The organism is Arthrobacter sp. zg-Y750, from assembly GCF_020907365.1.
GTDB lineage: Bacteria > Actinomycetota > Actinomycetes > Actinomycetales > Micrococcaceae > Arthrobacter_B.
The window spans coordinates 26,489-40,449 of record NZ_JAJJOC010000012.1; the positions used below are offsets into that span (position 1 = coordinate 26,489).

Below are 13,961 nucleotides of genomic sequence, written 5' to 3' on the forward strand. Positions count from 1 at the left end.
TGGAACTCCTAGGCCAGTCCGCGGCGGTCCAGCAGCGGCTGGATTTCCGCGTCACGGCCGCGGAAGTTCCGGAAAGCCTGCAGCGGATCGATGCTGTTGCCGCGCGAGAGCAGCTCGGTCCGGAACCGGTCCCCGTTTTCCCGGGTCAGGCCGCCGTTCTCCTTGAACCACTCCACCGTGTCGGCGTCGAGCACTTCACTCCAAATGTAGGCGTAATACGCAGCCGCGTAGCCGCCGGCGAAGATGTGCTTGAAGTAGCCGGTGCGGTAGCGCGGGGGCACCAGATCCAGGTCCACTCCCGCGGCGGCCAGGGCACGTGCCTCGAAGGCTTCGGGGTCTTCCACGGTTTCGCCGGGCGCCAGTTCATGCCAGGCCAGGTCCAGCAGCGTGGCACCGAGGTATTCGGTGGTGGAGAAGCCCTCGCCCCAGGTCGAGGCGGCAAGGACCTTGTCGATGACGTCCTGCGGCAGCGGCTCACCGGTGACGTGGTGCCGGGCGAAGTTGGCCACCACTTCCGGCCACAGCATCCACATCTCGTTCACCTGGGAGGGGTACTCAACAAAGTCCCGCGGCACCGCCGTGCCGGAGAACTGCGGATAGGTCACGTCAGAGAACAGTCCGTGCAGTGCGTGGCCGAATTCGTGGAACGCGGTCACCACCTGGTCGAAGGTCAGCAGGGTGGGTTCGCCCGCGGCCGGCTTGGAGATGTTCAGGTTGTTGATGACCACCGGCGGTTCCTCAAGCAGTCGCGACTGGTGTACCAGGGAATTCATCCAGGCCCCGCCGTTTTTGGTATCGCGGGTGTAGTAGTCGCCCAGGAACAGGCCCAGCCCGGTGCCGTCGGCGTTATGGACTTCCCATACCCGGACATCGGGGTGGTAGCCGGCCAGATCCTTGCGTTCCGTGAAGGTCAGTCCGTACAGGCGGTTGGCGGCATAAAAAACGCCGTCGTGCAGCACACGCTCAAGTTCGAAATACGGGCGCAGGGCGGCAAGGTCGACGTCGAACTTCTCCCTGCGGACCTGCTCCGAGTAGAAGGCCCAGTCCCAGGCTGCCAGCTCATGGCCGTCGCGGCGTGCCGCTTCGCGCAGCAGTTCGGCTTCGGCACGGGCATTGCGCACCGCGGCCGGCGCCAGCTTGTCCAGCATCTCGTGGATGGCGTCCAGGGACGGGGCCGTCTGGTTGTCGGTGGCGTACTCCGCGTGGTTCGCGAAACCGAGCAGGGCTGCCTTCTCCGCCCGGAGCGCAGCCATTTCGGCCGCGACGGACAGGGTGTTGCGGTCATTGTCGCGGAAGCCGCGCCGCAGGGAGGCTTCGTGCAGGCGGCGGCGGGTCTCCCGGTTGGTCAGCGAGGACAGGGCGGGCTGCGGCGTGGGCAGCACCAGGGAGAGCAGGTACTTGCCCTCATGCCCTGCCTCGTTGGCTGCCGAGGCCGCTGCAGCTATGTCGTCGTCGGAGAGCCCGGCCAGCTCGGCAGCGGTGTCCACTACCAGGGCAGAATCGTTGGTGTCCTTCAGCAGCCGCTGGGAAAACTCCGTCCCCAGTTCGGAAAGCCGCGCATTCAGTTCCCGCATGCGCGCCTGCCCGGCGTCGTCGAGCTGCGCCCCGGCACGGATGAAGTGGCGACGGTATTCGGAGACCAGCCGCGACTGTTCGGCGTGCAGCCCGTCGACCTGTCCGGCGACGGCCTCTACCCGTTCAAAAAGCTGCCGGTTCAGGTAGATGGCATCCTCGTGGGCGGCCAGCCGGGGTCCGATTTCCTGCTGGATCCGCTGCACGCCCTCGGTGGCGTGGGCGGCGCACAGGGTGAAGAAGACGACGGCGGTGCGCCCGAGCTGCTGCCCGGAAGCTTCCAGCGCGGCGATGGTGTTGGCGAAATCGGAGGCCGCCGGGTTGTCCGCAATGGCCTCGATCTGCGCGGCATGTTCGGCGATGCCGGCCTCAAAGGCGGGCAGGAAGGTGTCCTCGGTGATCTGCGCGAACGGGGGCAGCTGATACGGGAGGGTGCTGGGAGTGAGGAAAGGGGTGTCCATAAGGCCCAAGACTGGCACACCGGCCTATTCCAAACCAATGTGACCCTCCCGTAAGATCGGGCCGATTCCCCGCTGCCCGCAGTCGCAGGCTTGGGGGCATATTCCCTGGGGGATTCGTGAAACGCAACGCACGTGTGGGGCGTCCGGGCCTTGGTTCGAGCCGGGTTGCGGCAGCGACGGCGGGAATGCTGCTGGTTGCCCTGGTGCTGGGCGGTTGCATGGCCGCGGAGGACGGGGATGATGGCGAGGGGGAGCGTGTGGTGCCGGCGTCGTCGTCGCCCGCGGCAACCGCTGCTCCCGCCATCCCCGGCAAAGGGCCCGCGTGCCCGGCCGCGGACTGCTTCTCGCTGATGCTGGCCGGGGACCTGCTGGTCCATCCGCAGCTGTGGGACCAGGCCGCGGCCGATGCCGCCGCCACCGGGAAGGGCCCGCTGGACTTCGAACCGCTGCTGGCGGGGCAGGTGGACTACATTGCCGCAGCGGACCTGGCCGTCTGCCACATGGAGACGCCCGTGGCCGAACCCGGCGGCCCGTATTCCGGTTATCCGATGTTCAACGTGCCCCCGCAGATCCTCACTGCAGCGGCCGCTGTCGGCTATCGGGCCTGCACGACGGCCAGCAACCACACAGTTGATGCGGGCACGGCGGGGCTGAACCGCACGCTGGGGGTGCTGGATTCGCTCGGCTTGGCGCACACCGGGTCCTACGCTTCGCAGGAAGAGGCGGGCCGGCCGATGATCCTGTCCGCTCCGGCCGGCAAGGTGGCGGTCATCGAGGCGACGTACGGGTTGAACGGGCTGGCAGCTGAGTATCCGTGGCAGGTGGATCTGCTCGATGCCGAGGCGATGATCGCCAAGGCGCGGCAGGCACGCGCCCAGGGGGCCGACGTCGTCGTGGGCGCCATCCATGCCGGTGAGGAATACGCGTCCTTGCCCAACAGCCAGCAGGTGGAAACCGCCCATGCCCTCGCGGACAGCGGGGAGTTCGACTTCGTTTACGGCCACCACACCCACTCCGTGCTGCCCATCGAAAACTACAACGGCACCTGGATTGCCTACGGCCTGGGCAACGCCGTCACGGAACTTTCGCCATGGTATGACGTGAACAACGAGGGCCTGATAGTGCGGGCCCAGTTCGCCCGCGACGACGACGGCGCGTGGTCCGTGAGTGATCTGGCCTGGGCGCCGTCGGTCATTGTCCGGGACCCGTATCGCTGGTGCTCAGTGGCTGCGGACCTGCCGCAGGGGGAGTGTGCTCCGGCCGGGCAGCGCGAAGCCGTCCGGGCTCGGACTGTTTCGGTGGTTGAGTCCCTGGGGGCGGCCGGCGCCGGGGCGCACGAGTGGTTGGTGTCGCGGGAGGGGGCGGGGAAGTAGCGGGGGAAGCGGGGGGCGGGGCGGACGGGGCGGACGGGAGGTACGCGGGAAGGCTGGGAGGTACGCGGGGAGGCTGGAGCGGGGGAGCGCGGGAGGGTCGGAGGGCCCATGCCTCCACAGGACAGTGCGTCTGCGGCGTTGTGAACAAGAAAAAGTATCCGGTTTGGAACGCCTCGCCCACTCCATAAACTCGAACACATGTTCGAATCATCAATCTCTCGAGGGGCGGCTGCTGAGGTACCGGCCACGGTGGACCAGCCCAATGCGGCTCCCATCCCGGTTTCCGGGGCGGTATCCGGGGTGGGAGCCGTAGAGACCGTTTCCGGTTGGATCCGCAGGTTGTCTAGCCCCGCCTCTTTGTCTGCGGTAGGCGGTGAGGCAGATGCCGGCCTGGTGGATCAGCTTCGCGTTCTGGAGGAACTAAAAGCGGCCGCCAGCGCTGCCCAGGCGAGGGTCGCCGTCGCGCTTGACGGATCAATCCGCCGGGCGCATGCGCGGGCCGGGATGCCCCGCGAGCAGCAGGGCAGGGGAGTGGGTGCCCAGATCGCGCTGGCCCGCAGGGAATCACCGGCCCGGGGCGGGCGGATTCTGGGCTTCGCCAACGCTTTGATTGAGGAAATGCCCTGCACCCTGCAGGCTCTGTCCGAAGGGCGGATCAGCGAGTGGCGGGCCACCCTGCTGGTGCGGGAGACCGCCTGCCTGTCCGTGGAGGACCGGCGGCTGGTGGATAAGGACATTGCGGGGGATCCTGCCGAGTTGGAGGGTCTGGGCGACCGCCGCCTGATCGCCCGGATCCGGAAACTGACCTACCGCATCGACCAGCAGGCCATCGTCCGCCGGGCAGCGAAGGCAGCGGCCGACCGGTACGTTTCCTGCCGCCCGGCGCCGGACACCATGACGTATGTGACCGGCCTGCTGCCGGTCGCCCAAGGGGTAGCCGTGTATGCAGCACTGAGCCGGGAAGCGGACTCGCTGCGGGCACACGGCGACACGAGGGGCCGGGGACAGATCATGGCGGACACCATGGTGGAACGCATTACCGGCCTCTCACGGGCTGATCGCGTGCCGCTGGAGGTCCAACTGGTGATGACCGACCGCACGCTGCTGAGCGGATCCGCTGAGCCGGCGCACCTGGACGGATACGGGATCGTTCCTGCCATGTGGGCGCGCGATGCCGTTGGCACGGCCGCTGCAGCAGCAACCGGCCAGGCCCGGCAGGGCGGCGAATTGTCTGCCCGGGGCCGCTCCGACGGCGGGGAACAATCACCGGGGCTTTGGCTCCGGCGGCTGTATACGGCTCCGGCAACAGGTGACTTGATCGGGATGGATTCCAAAGCGCGCTATGCCCCGGAGTCCCTGGCCCGGTTCATCGAAGCCCGGGACCAGTTCTGCCGCACCCCGTGGTGCGGCGCACCCATCCGCCACCGCGACCATATTCAGCCTCATCGTGCCGGAGGAAGCACCGATGCCGGCAACCTGCAGGGTCTGTGCGAGTCCTGCAACCAGGCGAAGGAGGCACCGGGATGGAAGTCGGTGGTGATAAAGCACGGCGCCGGTCTGCCGGCTACGGCTTCCCCGCCACGGCACACCGTCGAGATCACCACTCCCACCCGGCGCCGTTACCGTTCCACAGCGCCTCCGCTGCCCGGTGAGACGGAATGAGGAAAGCTGCCAGGGCTGCCGTCATGGCTAACGCTGCGGGCGGGGACGGCGGTTTACGCTGCAGCACCTGCAGCTTCATCCACGATTGAACTGGTACTTTCAGTCTTCGAACGAATCGCACCGCAGCCGAACAGGGACTCTTGGAGTTGCTGATCCGACTAAGTGCCGAACGAACTCTAGGGGGTGTGGTTGTGAAAAGGTTCTATGTTGCGTCCGGCTTTATGAACATCGTCAATGTCCGTTACGTCGCGCACGCCTTGGAAAGCAGGGGCTACATCAATACGTACGACTGGACCCGGAACGCCTCGGCGCGCGACGCGGGTACAGTCACCCTCGCCGATCTGCGCTCCATCGGGCAGCGTGAGCGGGATGCGGTGATAGGTGCCGACGTGGTTGTAATCCTGCTTCCAGGCGGGAAGGGCACGCATGTTGAGCTTGGCATGGCGATCGCTCAAGGCAAACGGACAATCCTGCATTCGCCGACCGACGTCATGAACAACCTTGAGACCACCAGCACGTTCTACCACCTGCCCGAGTTGGAGAAGAGCCACGGAACCCTAGACGACCTCATCACCATGATCATTGGTCAAGACGTGACCGTCGCCGCTGTCTGACTCCCGGCCGAGCCTCCGGCTGCATGCCACGCACCCCGCCACGCCAGCGCCGGGTAGGTCCGCCCCGGCAACCATTCCTCGTACCATGAACGGCATGACTGGCGCACGGTTAATCGGGAGCACGCGAGAGGCTGCGTGGTTGCCGCCTGGCAGTTCTGCGGAGGTTTGGGTAGGTGACGGCTGCCGGATCGATGATTCGGTGATCGTCACCCGGTTGCTGCTAGTACGACGCGACCAAGACGGCGCAGCTGAATTTTTTTGCGTCTCAACATCCAAGGGACCGAATATCCCGACCCGTTATTTGTATTCCGGTCTTGATCATGAGCCCGTGTCCCAGGGGCTTAACCGACTCTTGCGGGACATTTTCGGGACGACGGAAATTGCCACTCGTTGTATCGGTTTTATCCGGAATGTCGTCCCCGCACCTGACGAAACGTATGGATACCCGGCCCCATGGGCTCATGTCCCGGTGTTTCTGGTCACTGATACCGCTCAGCCCGTCGTAGACGGCGAATGGTTTGGGGTTGGCCGAGCGCGGATCGAGCTGGCGCACCAGCATTGGTGGCCGATTGTTGAGGAGTACCTAATGAGACACCGGTGAGCGGGCAAGGGGCCTAATGCAGGAGTACCTGGTAGAGATTGTGGTCTTGCCATTTTCCGGCAATCTGCAGGTATCGCGGCGCCATTCCGATTTGCTGGAATCCCGCTTTCAGCAGCACCCGCTGCGAGCCCGTGTTGTGCAGAAGAGTGCTCGCTTCGATGCGGTGCAGCCCGAGTTCGTCGCGGGCCGTTTCGACGATCACCTGGACGGCAGCCGATGCCAGTCCTCGGCCGGCGTATGTGCCGTCCACCCAGTAGCCAAGACCGGCACTCTGGAAGGGTCCACGCACGATTCCTGCGAGGTTGAATCTGCCCACGACGGTGTCGCCGGCAAACAGGCCAAAGGGATACTGCGCGCCGGCTTCATTCGCAGCCAGGCGACCGGATATGTCATCGGCCTGCCAAACCTCGGTGTAGTAGTCCTCGGGGCGAACCGGTTCCCAGTGTGAAAGGTAGTCCCGGTTGCGCACGTACGCTGCGGTAAGTGCTTTCGCATCCGTCAGGCGTAAAACGCGCATGCTGACATCTTCACTAAGCTGATGCGTCCTAAACATCAGTCCACAGTAATACTCACGGCCGTCGGACCTGGACGACATTGAGCATTCAGGCGCGGGCCGACAGATAGGACGGGAGACGGGAAACGCGGGAGTCAGAACGCGTGGGATTCGGATTCCTCGATTGGTGCAGATTCATCGCTCATTTCCGCATGGCGGATAACCAGGGACGCGGTGATCAGCGCGGCCCCGAACAGCACGCACAGCCCCAGCAAGACTAGGTACATCAGCGATACCAGCACTGCAGCGGGCGCTGATTCCACGATGGAGGGAAGCAAGAGGTTCGCGGCGTCTCCGACGCCGAAGTTCCTGTTGATGAATGGACCAAGAACTATCAGGACGACGGCAGCGATACCGAACCTGGTTCCAAACCTCATCGTTGACCTGGCCAGTGCTGTACCCGACATCTCACTCCTTGGTTGGACGGTTTTCCCACATGTTTGGGACTGAGTATGGGCGCAGGCTGCGGCGGTATCAATGCCGCGCCGGACGGAGACCCACCTACATGGAACAGGTAGCCGTGAGGAATCCGGCAAAATGTGGGTATGCCCCTTGATGATCTGCGTACCAGCCTCCGGACTCTTCCCGAATCAAAACTGCGAGATAAGTATCTCGGGTTCCTGAACACGGCAGGGGACGCCTCACTGCGCAGGGACGGTGGCCCGGAACATGTCACGGGGTCGTGTTTCGTGTTTTCTCCCGCATTCGATCACGTTCTCCTGTGTTTCCATCGCAAGGGGCAGTTCTGGGTGCAGTTCGGCGGTCACATCGAACCGGAGGATGCATCGGTTGCGGACGCGGCGCAACGGGAGGCCCGCGAGGAGTCTGGAATCAGCGGTCTTCTACTGCTTGCCCGGGAGATCATGGATCTTGACCGCCACGATCTGCAGGCGGGTTTCTCTTGTTCGGCTCATTGGGATGTGGGGTTTGCCGCGGTCGTGAGCCCGGAGGCGGTGACTTCAGTGAGTGAGGAGAGCGAGGCCGTCCGCTGGTTCCCGGTCAACGAATTACCGTCCCAAGTGCCGGAAGGATTCAGCACGCGCCTGGAACTCGTGCGGGATACGGCTAGGTCTTTGCCGGGGGCCCAGGTCAGCTAAGCGCTCAATCGCTCCTCGTGCTTGCGTCGGGCCCGGGCCGCGAGGAACAACAAGGACCCGATCGCTACGTAGACGGCGGCACTGAGCCAGATGGTCCCGCTTTGTTGGGTGAGGAGTGCGATGCTCGCAATGATCGCGAGGACCGGCATGAACCGGGGGGCGCTGAAGTGGTCATGGTCCACTTTGTCCTTTTTGAGGATGAGGACGCTGACGTTGGCAGACAGGAACACCAGGAGCAGCAGCAGCACGGTGGTTTCGGCCAACGAGGCGACATTTCCGGTGAGGGTCAGGACAATCGTTAGTCCGGCCACGACCACAATGGAGACCCACGGGGTGCGGCGGCCCGGCAGCACGCGGCTGAAGGCACGAGGGAGCAGTTCTGCTTCGGCCAATCCGTAGCCGACGCGGCTGGCCATAACCATAAACAGCAGTGCGCCATTGGCGATGGCGATCAGCGCGATGATGCTGAAGAGTCCGGGCGGGATTGCGACGCCGCTGGCGGCGACGACGGCGAGAAGGGGTCCGGTGGAATCGGCCAGCTCCGTCGGGTCCATAACAATGACGGCGCCGAGAGCGATCAGGAGATACACCACCCCGGCGGTGCAGATGGCGCCGAACAATGCGCGGGGGTAGGCCTTGGAGGGGTTACGTACTTCCTCGGCCATGTTTGCCGCCGCCTCAAAGCCGAGGAAGGAGAAAAAGGCGACGATGGATGCGGCGAAGGCGCCCTGGAGGGGAGGGACGTCCGGCGCGAATTCCAGTAGCCGGGATGGTTCCCCGTTGCCGGAGCCGAAAACGATGGCGCAGACGACGATGACGATGACGAGGCCGGATACCTCGATGACGGAAGCTACGAGGTTCGCGGTGAGGGACTCTTTGACGCCGCGAAGATTGATCAAAGTCAGCAGGATGATGAACACCACCGCTGCGGGCGCTTCCGGCACGTCGATGAGCGCCGTGAGGTAATCGCCTGCGAAGGCGTTCGCGAGGGCAGCGGCTGTGGTGATTCCTGAGGCCATCATGAGGAAACCGACGAGGAATGACACGTAGGGGATGCCGAAAGCCCGGTCGGCGTAGCGGGCGGCTCCGCCGGCATGCGGGTACTTGGTGATCAGTTCCGCGTAGGTCGTGGCAGTGAGCAGCGCGACGACCAGGGCGATCAGCAGGGGTATCCAGATCGCGCCACCGACGTCGGCGGCCATGGTACCCACGAGGGTGTAGATACCGGCGCCGAGGGTGTCGCCCACGATAAACGCGAACAGCAGCGGTGCACCGATTGCCCGCTTCAGTCCGGTTTGTGGTTTTGATGTGGCTGTGCCGGTATCGTCCGTCATTGGACTATTGGATGGTGTTTGCCGTCCCAGCGCAACTACTTGGATGGAATCTTCAACACCGGAATTAACGAAGCACTTCCCTTGGGCTGGAACTCGGGAAGGGCAACTTTGCCTCCCGTGCGACACACTTGGGCCCATGGGGGACATGTATGGGTATGGATGATCTTTCAGCGCCCGCTGATCGGGCGGACTCTTTCCGGGCTATGTACACAGCGGTGTACCCGGACGTGCTCCGGTTCGTGCAACGGCGCACAAGCGCGGCTTTGGCCGAAGACGTGGTGTCGGATGCGTTCCTCGTTGTATGGCGCCGCTTTGCCGAGGTTCCCCGGAACCACGACGACGCGCGGGCCTGGACGTTCGGAATCGCCCGGAACGTCATGTTGAATGCCGAGCGCGGCGAGCAGCGCCGGCAGGCCCTCGGCGTCCGGCTCAGTGACATTGGCGGTGAGCCTTACAGCAGCTCGCACGAGGATGCGGTGATGAGCCGGGTCGACCTCAGCCGCGCGTGGCATCTCCTGTCCGCAGTGCACCAGGAAGCACTAGGCCTGTCAGTCTTCGAGGACCTTTCCGCTCCGCAGGCGGCCGTGGTGCTCGGCATATCCCCGGTGGCCTACCGGCTCCGGCTAAGCCGCGCACGCCGCGCCCTGCGCCTGCTCATTGATCATCTTCCGGACCCTTCCAGCAGGTCAGCAGCAGCACCCGAAAGGACGGCAACGCCATGAAACGCCTTCAGGACATAGACACAATGCTGCGCAGCATGGACGCAGCGAATGAAGCCCCGGACGCCCGTCCGCAACGGGCGCAGGCCGACCTCGAGCACATCCTCGCTGGCAGCACTGCACGGAGGACGACGGCGACGGCGCCCGCGACGGTTCCGGCCAAGGTCGGGGTTGGGGAGCCGACCAGGGCTGGAAGGAATGACCCATTCCGGGGGCAGAAGCACGGGGCGCCCGTCCGACGTCGGCGCGCCGTCGTCCTCGGCGGGTTGGCCGCAGCCGCCACGGCCGGGCTGCTCGTCCTCCCTTCGCTTTCCGGCGGTGATGCAGCATTCGCTACGTGGACAGCGAACCCGGTAACCCTTTCCGGAGCCGACCTCGATGAGGCCGCGGCGGACTGCATGGCATCGAACAAAAACACGGGGGACGGGATGTATGCACAGGACCTTGCCGCCGCGGAGGTGGCTATCGCGGAGCGCCGCGGTGAGTGGATGACCGTGGTCCTTACCGGCGCCGACGGTTTCGAAGCGACCTGCATCACCGATGGTTCCGCGCCCCTGTTCGACGGGGGCATGATCGGCTCCATCGGCAGGCTCGGCGCCGAAACCGATCCCGCTGCTCGATCCCTCGCGCCCACCCAGCTGGGAACCGGGATGATCAGGAACAAACCAATCTCGATAGCTTCAGGGCGAGCCGGCGACGACGTCGTGGGAGTGACGTACACGAGTATCGCGGGTGAGGAAGTGGCTGCGACCGTGTTCAAAGGACACTTCGCCCTGTGGCTGCCCGGCGCCGAACTCCAGGACGCATCCGGTGGTGGCACAACCGTCAATGTCACCTACCGCGACGGAACCACCGGGACCCAGGAACTCAGCTTCTAGGCCCTGCGCCCCGCGCGCGAACTACCTCGGCCGCTGCCCGGCGTGCTGCCGGGCCATTTCGGAGAGCTTGGACAGCTCGGCCAGGTCCTCTTCGGAGCGCGGCGTCGGCTCAAAGCTGCCGAATTTCCGGATGGCGGCCTGCTGGATCAGGAAGTCGGCAATGGCCGGGTTCTTGGGCAGCAGGGAGCCGTGCAAGTAGCTGGCCACCACGTTCTTATACCGGGCGCCCTCGGTGTTGTCCTTGGTGTTGTTGCCTTCACCCTTGCGCACCTCGGCCAACGGCTCGACGCCGGGGCCCAGGAAGGTCTGGCCGCTGTGGTTCTCGTAACCGTGGATCTCGCCGAACTCGCTGCTGACCGAGAGCACGTTGCCGATCAGCCGCACATCGCCGCCGTGCGTTTCCAGGTCCAGGATGCCGATCCCCGGGATCAGCGTGCCCTCGTGCGTCTTGAAGAACTTCCCGAACAGCTGGTACAGGCCGCAGATCACCAGCATCGGCAGGCCGTCGTCGGCCAGTGCCCGCAGCGTGGGCGCGAGTTCCTGGAGGTCCTGCTGGATCACCACCTGCCCGCTGTCCTGGCCGCCGCCGCCCACAATGATGTCCACGCCCTCGGGGAAGGTGTCCCCGGCGTTGTATTCCTCCACAACGGGGTTATAGCCGTACCATTTCAGGCGCTGCTTCAGCACCAGGACGTTGCCCCAGTCGCCGTAAATGTTCATTTCCCGCGGGTACAGCTGCAGGATTTTGATGGTGCGGTCCTCGGTCATGAGACCACCTCTACCTTCGTGATCTTGGAGAGTTCCCGGCGCACGGCCAACATGGCGGTGTACGTGCAGAAGATCCGCATGGGAACCCCGGGGGAGTCCTTGATGAAACGCTTCAGGCCGTCCGTGATGTCCGGTTCTACGGTGCGTACGGGCACGTCGTCGTACTTCAGGCGCAGCGCCATGTCATAGGCGCGCACACCGCTGACCACGTCCACGCCGCCGTCGGCGAGGGATTCGAAGTCCACGTCCCATAGCCAGGACATGTCCCGGCCGTCGGCGTAATTGTCATTGATGGCAATCATGGTCGAGTAGCCGTGAGCCGCAAAAGATTTCAGCCCGAGGCGGAAACCGCTGGGGTTCTTCACCAGCACCAGTTCCAGCGGCTGCCCGTTGACCGTCAGTGATTCGCCGCGCCCGAAGGCCGGCTCGACGTTGGACAGCGCGGTGAACAGTGCCTCGGCGTCGGTGTCCTTGCCGGTGATGGTCCTGGCGAAGGCCAGCGCAGCAGCGGCATTGAAGATGTTGTAGACGCCTCGGAGCTTGAGGCCGGAGGTGCGGGTTGCGCCGTCGACCAGGAAATCGGCATCCGCCTCGCCAACACGGGTCAGGACGACGTCGGCTTCCTGCGTGGCTGCCAGGGCCTCGGCCAGGCTGCCGCGCATCTCGTCGTCATTGGGGAAGGTGCTGCGCAGCGAGGCATCCAGGCCGAAGTACACGGCGCGTTGGGTAGTCAGGGACTCGGCAATGCCGGCGACCCGGGGGTCCTCCCGGTTCAACACCACGGTCTCAGTGGTGGCACGGGCAATCTGCTCCAGCAGCCGAGTGGTCTTGTCGATCTCGCCGAACCGGTCCAGTTGGTCCCGCAGCACGTTCAGCAGCAGGCTGTAGCGCGGCTGGATCAGCTTCACGAAGTGCACCGCGTGCGCCTCGTCCAGCTCCAGGACGGCGATGTCGGCATCCAGCCGGCCGCGCATATTCACCTCGCCCAGCAGGGCCGCGGCTACACCGCGGGTGAAGTTGCTGCCCGTGCGGTTGGTGAAGACCTTCAGGCCCTGGCTCTCGAGCAGCTCCACCACCATCTTGGTTGTGGTGGTTTTGCCATTGGTGCCGGAGACGACGGCGACGCCGAGCGGCAGGTCCGCGAGGGTGCGGCGGATGAAGTCGGGGTCGATTTTCTCCACCACCAGGCCCGGCAGGGCGGAGCCGCCGCCACGCAGTTTGGAGGCACTGCGGACCAGTTTTCCGACCAGGATGGAGAAAGAACTCATGGTTACTGAATATAGCGCACCGCCCTGTCCGCAGGCGGGCCGGGGCGGCGTGAGGCTGCACGCAAAGCGGGACGGGAACCGGTGTTTTTGACCCGGGCCGGAGCGGCAGCAGGGGCCGCAAGGGAAAGTGCGGCAGCGTTTCCGCCGCCGGAACGGGATTCGGTCGCTAGAATTATGGCAGTGCGTTCGGGAAGCCAGCCGGTGTCCCTGTCTGGGCGGGTATTCCCGCGGCCCAAGGCAGGCGGTGGGCGGCCGGACTTTTTATCCACAGGATCTTTAGGAGAAGCGTAGAGCATGTCGGGCCACTCTAAATGGGCAACCACCAAGCACAAGAAGGCCGTAATTGATGCCAAGCGCGCCAAGTCCTTCGCCAAGCTGATCAAGAACATCGAAGTTGCAGCACGTGCCGGCGGCGCCGACATGGCGGGCAATCCGGCCCTTGAACTGGCCGTTTCAAAGGCCAAGAAGACCTCTGTGCCCATCGACAACATCAACCGTGCCGTCAAGCGCGGTGCCGGCCTGCTGGGCGAGGCCGTCGACTACCAGACCATCATGTATGAAGGCTATGGTCCCCAGGGCTCGGCCCTGCTGATCGAGTGCCTCACGGACAACAAGAACCGCGCAGCATCCGAGGTGCGCCTGGCGGTAACGCGCAACGGCGGCAACATGGGCGATCCGGGCTCGGTGGCCTACATGTTCACCCGCAAGGGCGTCGTGAACCTGCCCAAGAACGGCCTCACCGAAGATGACCTGCTGATGGCCGTGCTGGATGCCGGCGCAGATGAGGTCAAGGAGTCCGGCGAGAACTTCGAGATCATCTCGGAGCCGCAGGACCTGCGCGCCGTTGTTGGTGCCCTGGAAGAAGCCGGCATCGAGTACGAAACCGACGAAGCCGAATTCGTACCCTCCATGCATGTGGAACTGGATGCCGATGCTTCCCGCAAGTTCCTCAAGCTCGTGGACGCCCTCGAAGAGCTCGACGACGTGCAGAACGTGTACTCCAACGCTGACATCCCGGCCGCAGTCATGGCCGAGCTTGAAGAAGACGACTAAGCGCCGAT

The 13,961-nt window shown here is 64.7% G+C and carries 13 protein-coding genes; 7 read left to right on the plus strand and 6 right to left on the minus strand.

Features of this window, described 5'->3' with window-relative positions; genetic code table 11:
* Window positions 1-8: 8 nt before the first annotated feature.
* Window positions 9-2,033 (minus strand): M3 family metallopeptidase, encoded by a 2,025-nt coding sequence (locus tag LOC57_RS07475; protein WP_229958988.1) that lies wholly within the window; start codon window positions 2,031-2,033, stop codon window positions 9-11.
* Window positions 2,034-2,149: 116 nt separating this feature from the next.
* On the opposite strand from LOC57_RS07475, the gene LOC57_RS07480 reads away from it, so the two are divergent.
* The 3 genes from LOC57_RS07480 (at window position 2,150) to LOC57_RS07490 (ending at window position 5,682) form a co-directional block, all read left to right on the plus strand.
* The gene (locus tag LOC57_RS07480; protein ID WP_229958990.1) at window positions 2,150-3,406 is read left to right on the plus strand and encodes a CapA family protein; all 1,257 of its coding nucleotides are present in this window, start codon (window positions 2,150-2,152) and stop codon (window positions 3,404-3,406) included.
* Window positions 3,407-3,604: 198 nt separating this feature from the next.
* Window positions 3,605-5,068, plus strand: a complete 1,464-nt coding sequence (locus tag LOC57_RS07485; protein ID WP_229958992.1) for an HNH endonuclease — start codon at window positions 3,605-3,607, stop codon at window positions 5,066-5,068.
* 221 nt (window positions 5,069-5,289) lie between these two features.
* Window positions 5,290-5,682: a nucleoside 2-deoxyribosyltransferase gene (locus LOC57_RS07490; RefSeq protein WP_229958994.1), complete on the plus strand. Its 393-nt coding sequence runs from the start codon at window positions 5,290-5,292 to the stop codon at window positions 5,680-5,682.
* Between the two features lie 614 nt (window positions 5,683-6,296).
* Here the strand turns inward: LOC57_RS07490 and LOC57_RS07495 are convergent.
* Entirely contained in the window at window positions 6,297-6,800 is a 504-nt protein-coding gene (locus tag LOC57_RS07495) for a GNAT family N-acetyltransferase (RefSeq protein ID WP_227926202.1), read from the minus strand.
* A gap of 131 nt (window positions 6,801-6,931) precedes the next feature.
* Window positions 6,932-7,243 (minus strand): hypothetical protein, encoded by a 312-nt coding sequence (locus tag LOC57_RS07500; RefSeq protein ID WP_227911518.1) that lies wholly within the window; start codon window positions 7,241-7,243, stop codon window positions 6,932-6,934.
* Between the two features lie 138 nt (window positions 7,244-7,381).
* Between LOC57_RS07500 and LOC57_RS07505 the strand changes: the two genes are divergently transcribed.
* On the plus strand, window positions 7,382-7,933 hold the full coding sequence (locus LOC57_RS07505; protein ID WP_229958996.1) for an NUDIX hydrolase: 552 nt from the start codon (window positions 7,382-7,384) through the stop codon (window positions 7,931-7,933).
* Here the strand turns inward: LOC57_RS07505 and LOC57_RS07510 are convergent.
* Window positions 7,930-9,267, minus strand: coding sequence for an APC family permease (locus LOC57_RS07510; RefSeq protein WP_229958998.1), 1,338 nt, complete (start codon window positions 9,265-9,267; stop codon window positions 7,930-7,932). The genes LOC57_RS07505 and LOC57_RS07510 overlap by 4 nt on opposite strands.
* Before the next feature lie 155 nt (window positions 9,268-9,422).
* On the opposite strand from LOC57_RS07510, the gene LOC57_RS07515 reads away from it, so the two are divergent.
* Both LOC57_RS07515 and LOC57_RS07520 read left to right on the plus strand, forming a co-directional pair.
* Entirely contained in the window at window positions 9,423-9,989 is a 567-nt protein-coding gene (locus LOC57_RS07515) for an RNA polymerase sigma factor (protein WP_229959000.1), read from the plus strand.
* Window positions 9,986-10,864, plus strand: a complete 879-nt coding sequence (locus LOC57_RS07520; protein WP_229959002.1) for a hypothetical protein — start codon at window positions 9,986-9,988, stop codon at window positions 10,862-10,864. Before LOC57_RS07515 ends, LOC57_RS07520 begins: the two co-directional genes overlap by 4 nt.
* 21 nt (window positions 10,865-10,885) lie before the next feature.
* Here the strand turns inward: LOC57_RS07520 and LOC57_RS07525 are convergent, their stop codons facing one another.
* Both LOC57_RS07525 and LOC57_RS07530 read right to left on the minus strand, forming a co-directional pair.
* The gene (locus tag LOC57_RS07525) at window positions 10,886-11,632 is read right to left on the minus strand and encodes a type 1 glutamine amidotransferase (protein ID WP_227911513.1); all 747 of its coding nucleotides are present in this window, start codon (window positions 11,630-11,632) and stop codon (window positions 10,886-10,888) included.
* Entirely contained in the window at window positions 11,629-12,900 is a 1,272-nt protein-coding gene (locus LOC57_RS07530) for a Mur ligase family protein (RefSeq protein WP_227911512.1), read from the minus strand. Before LOC57_RS07530 ends, LOC57_RS07525 begins: the two co-directional genes overlap by 4 nt.
* 294 nt (window positions 12,901-13,194) lie before the next feature.
* Here LOC57_RS07530 and LOC57_RS07535 point away from each other — a divergent pair, with 294 nt between their 5' ends.
* Window positions 13,195-13,953 (plus strand): YebC/PmpR family DNA-binding transcriptional regulator, encoded by a 759-nt coding sequence (locus tag LOC57_RS07535; RefSeq protein ID WP_227926209.1) that lies wholly within the window; start codon window positions 13,195-13,197, stop codon window positions 13,951-13,953.
* Window positions 13,954-13,961: the final 8 nt, after the last annotated feature.

What these genes read in the sequence shown, in the direction of transcription:
- LOC57_RS07475 (WP_229958988.1), bottom strand. Translation starts at nt 2,033, where the DNA reads ATGGACACCCCTTTCCTCACTCCCAGCACCCTCCCGTATCAGCTGCCC.
- LOC57_RS07485 (WP_229958992.1), top strand. Translation starts at nt 3,605, where the DNA reads ATGTTCGAATCATCAATCTCTCGAGGGGCGGCTGCTGAGGTACCGGCC.
- LOC57_RS07490 (WP_229958994.1), top strand. Translation starts at nt 5,290, where the DNA reads ATGAACATCGTCAATGTCCGTTACGTCGCGCACGCCTTGGAAAGCAGG.
- LOC57_RS07495 (WP_227926202.1), bottom strand. Translation starts at nt 6,800, where the DNA reads ATGCGCGTTTTACGCCTGACGGATGCGAAAGCACTTACCGCAGCGTAC.
- LOC57_RS07500 (WP_227911518.1), bottom strand. Translation starts at nt 7,243, where the DNA reads ATGTCGGGTACAGCACTGGCCAGGTCAACGATGAGGTTTGGAACCAGG.
- LOC57_RS07505 (WP_229958996.1), top strand. Translation starts at nt 7,382, where the DNA reads ATGCCCCTTGATGATCTGCGTACCAGCCTCCGGACTCTTCCCGAATCA.
- LOC57_RS07510 (WP_229958998.1), bottom strand. Translation starts at nt 9,267, where the DNA reads ATGACGGACGATACCGGCACAGCCACATCAAAACCACAAACCGGACTG.
- LOC57_RS07515 (WP_229959000.1), top strand. Translation starts at nt 9,423, where the DNA reads ATGGATGATCTTTCAGCGCCCGCTGATCGGGCGGACTCTTTCCGGGCT.
- LOC57_RS07520 (WP_229959002.1), top strand. Translation starts at nt 9,986, where the DNA reads ATGAAACGCCTTCAGGACATAGACACAATGCTGCGCAGCATGGACGCA.
- LOC57_RS07525 (WP_227911513.1), bottom strand. Translation starts at nt 11,632, where the DNA reads ATGACCGAGGACCGCACCATCAAAATCCTGCAGCTGTACCCGCGGGAA.
- LOC57_RS07530 (WP_227911512.1), bottom strand. Translation starts at nt 12,900, where the DNA reads ATGAGTTCTTTCTCCATCCTGGTCGGAAAACTGGTCCGCAGTGCCTCC.
- LOC57_RS07535 (WP_227926209.1), top strand. Translation starts at nt 13,195, where the DNA reads ATGTCGGGCCACTCTAAATGGGCAACCACCAAGCACAAGAAGGCCGTA.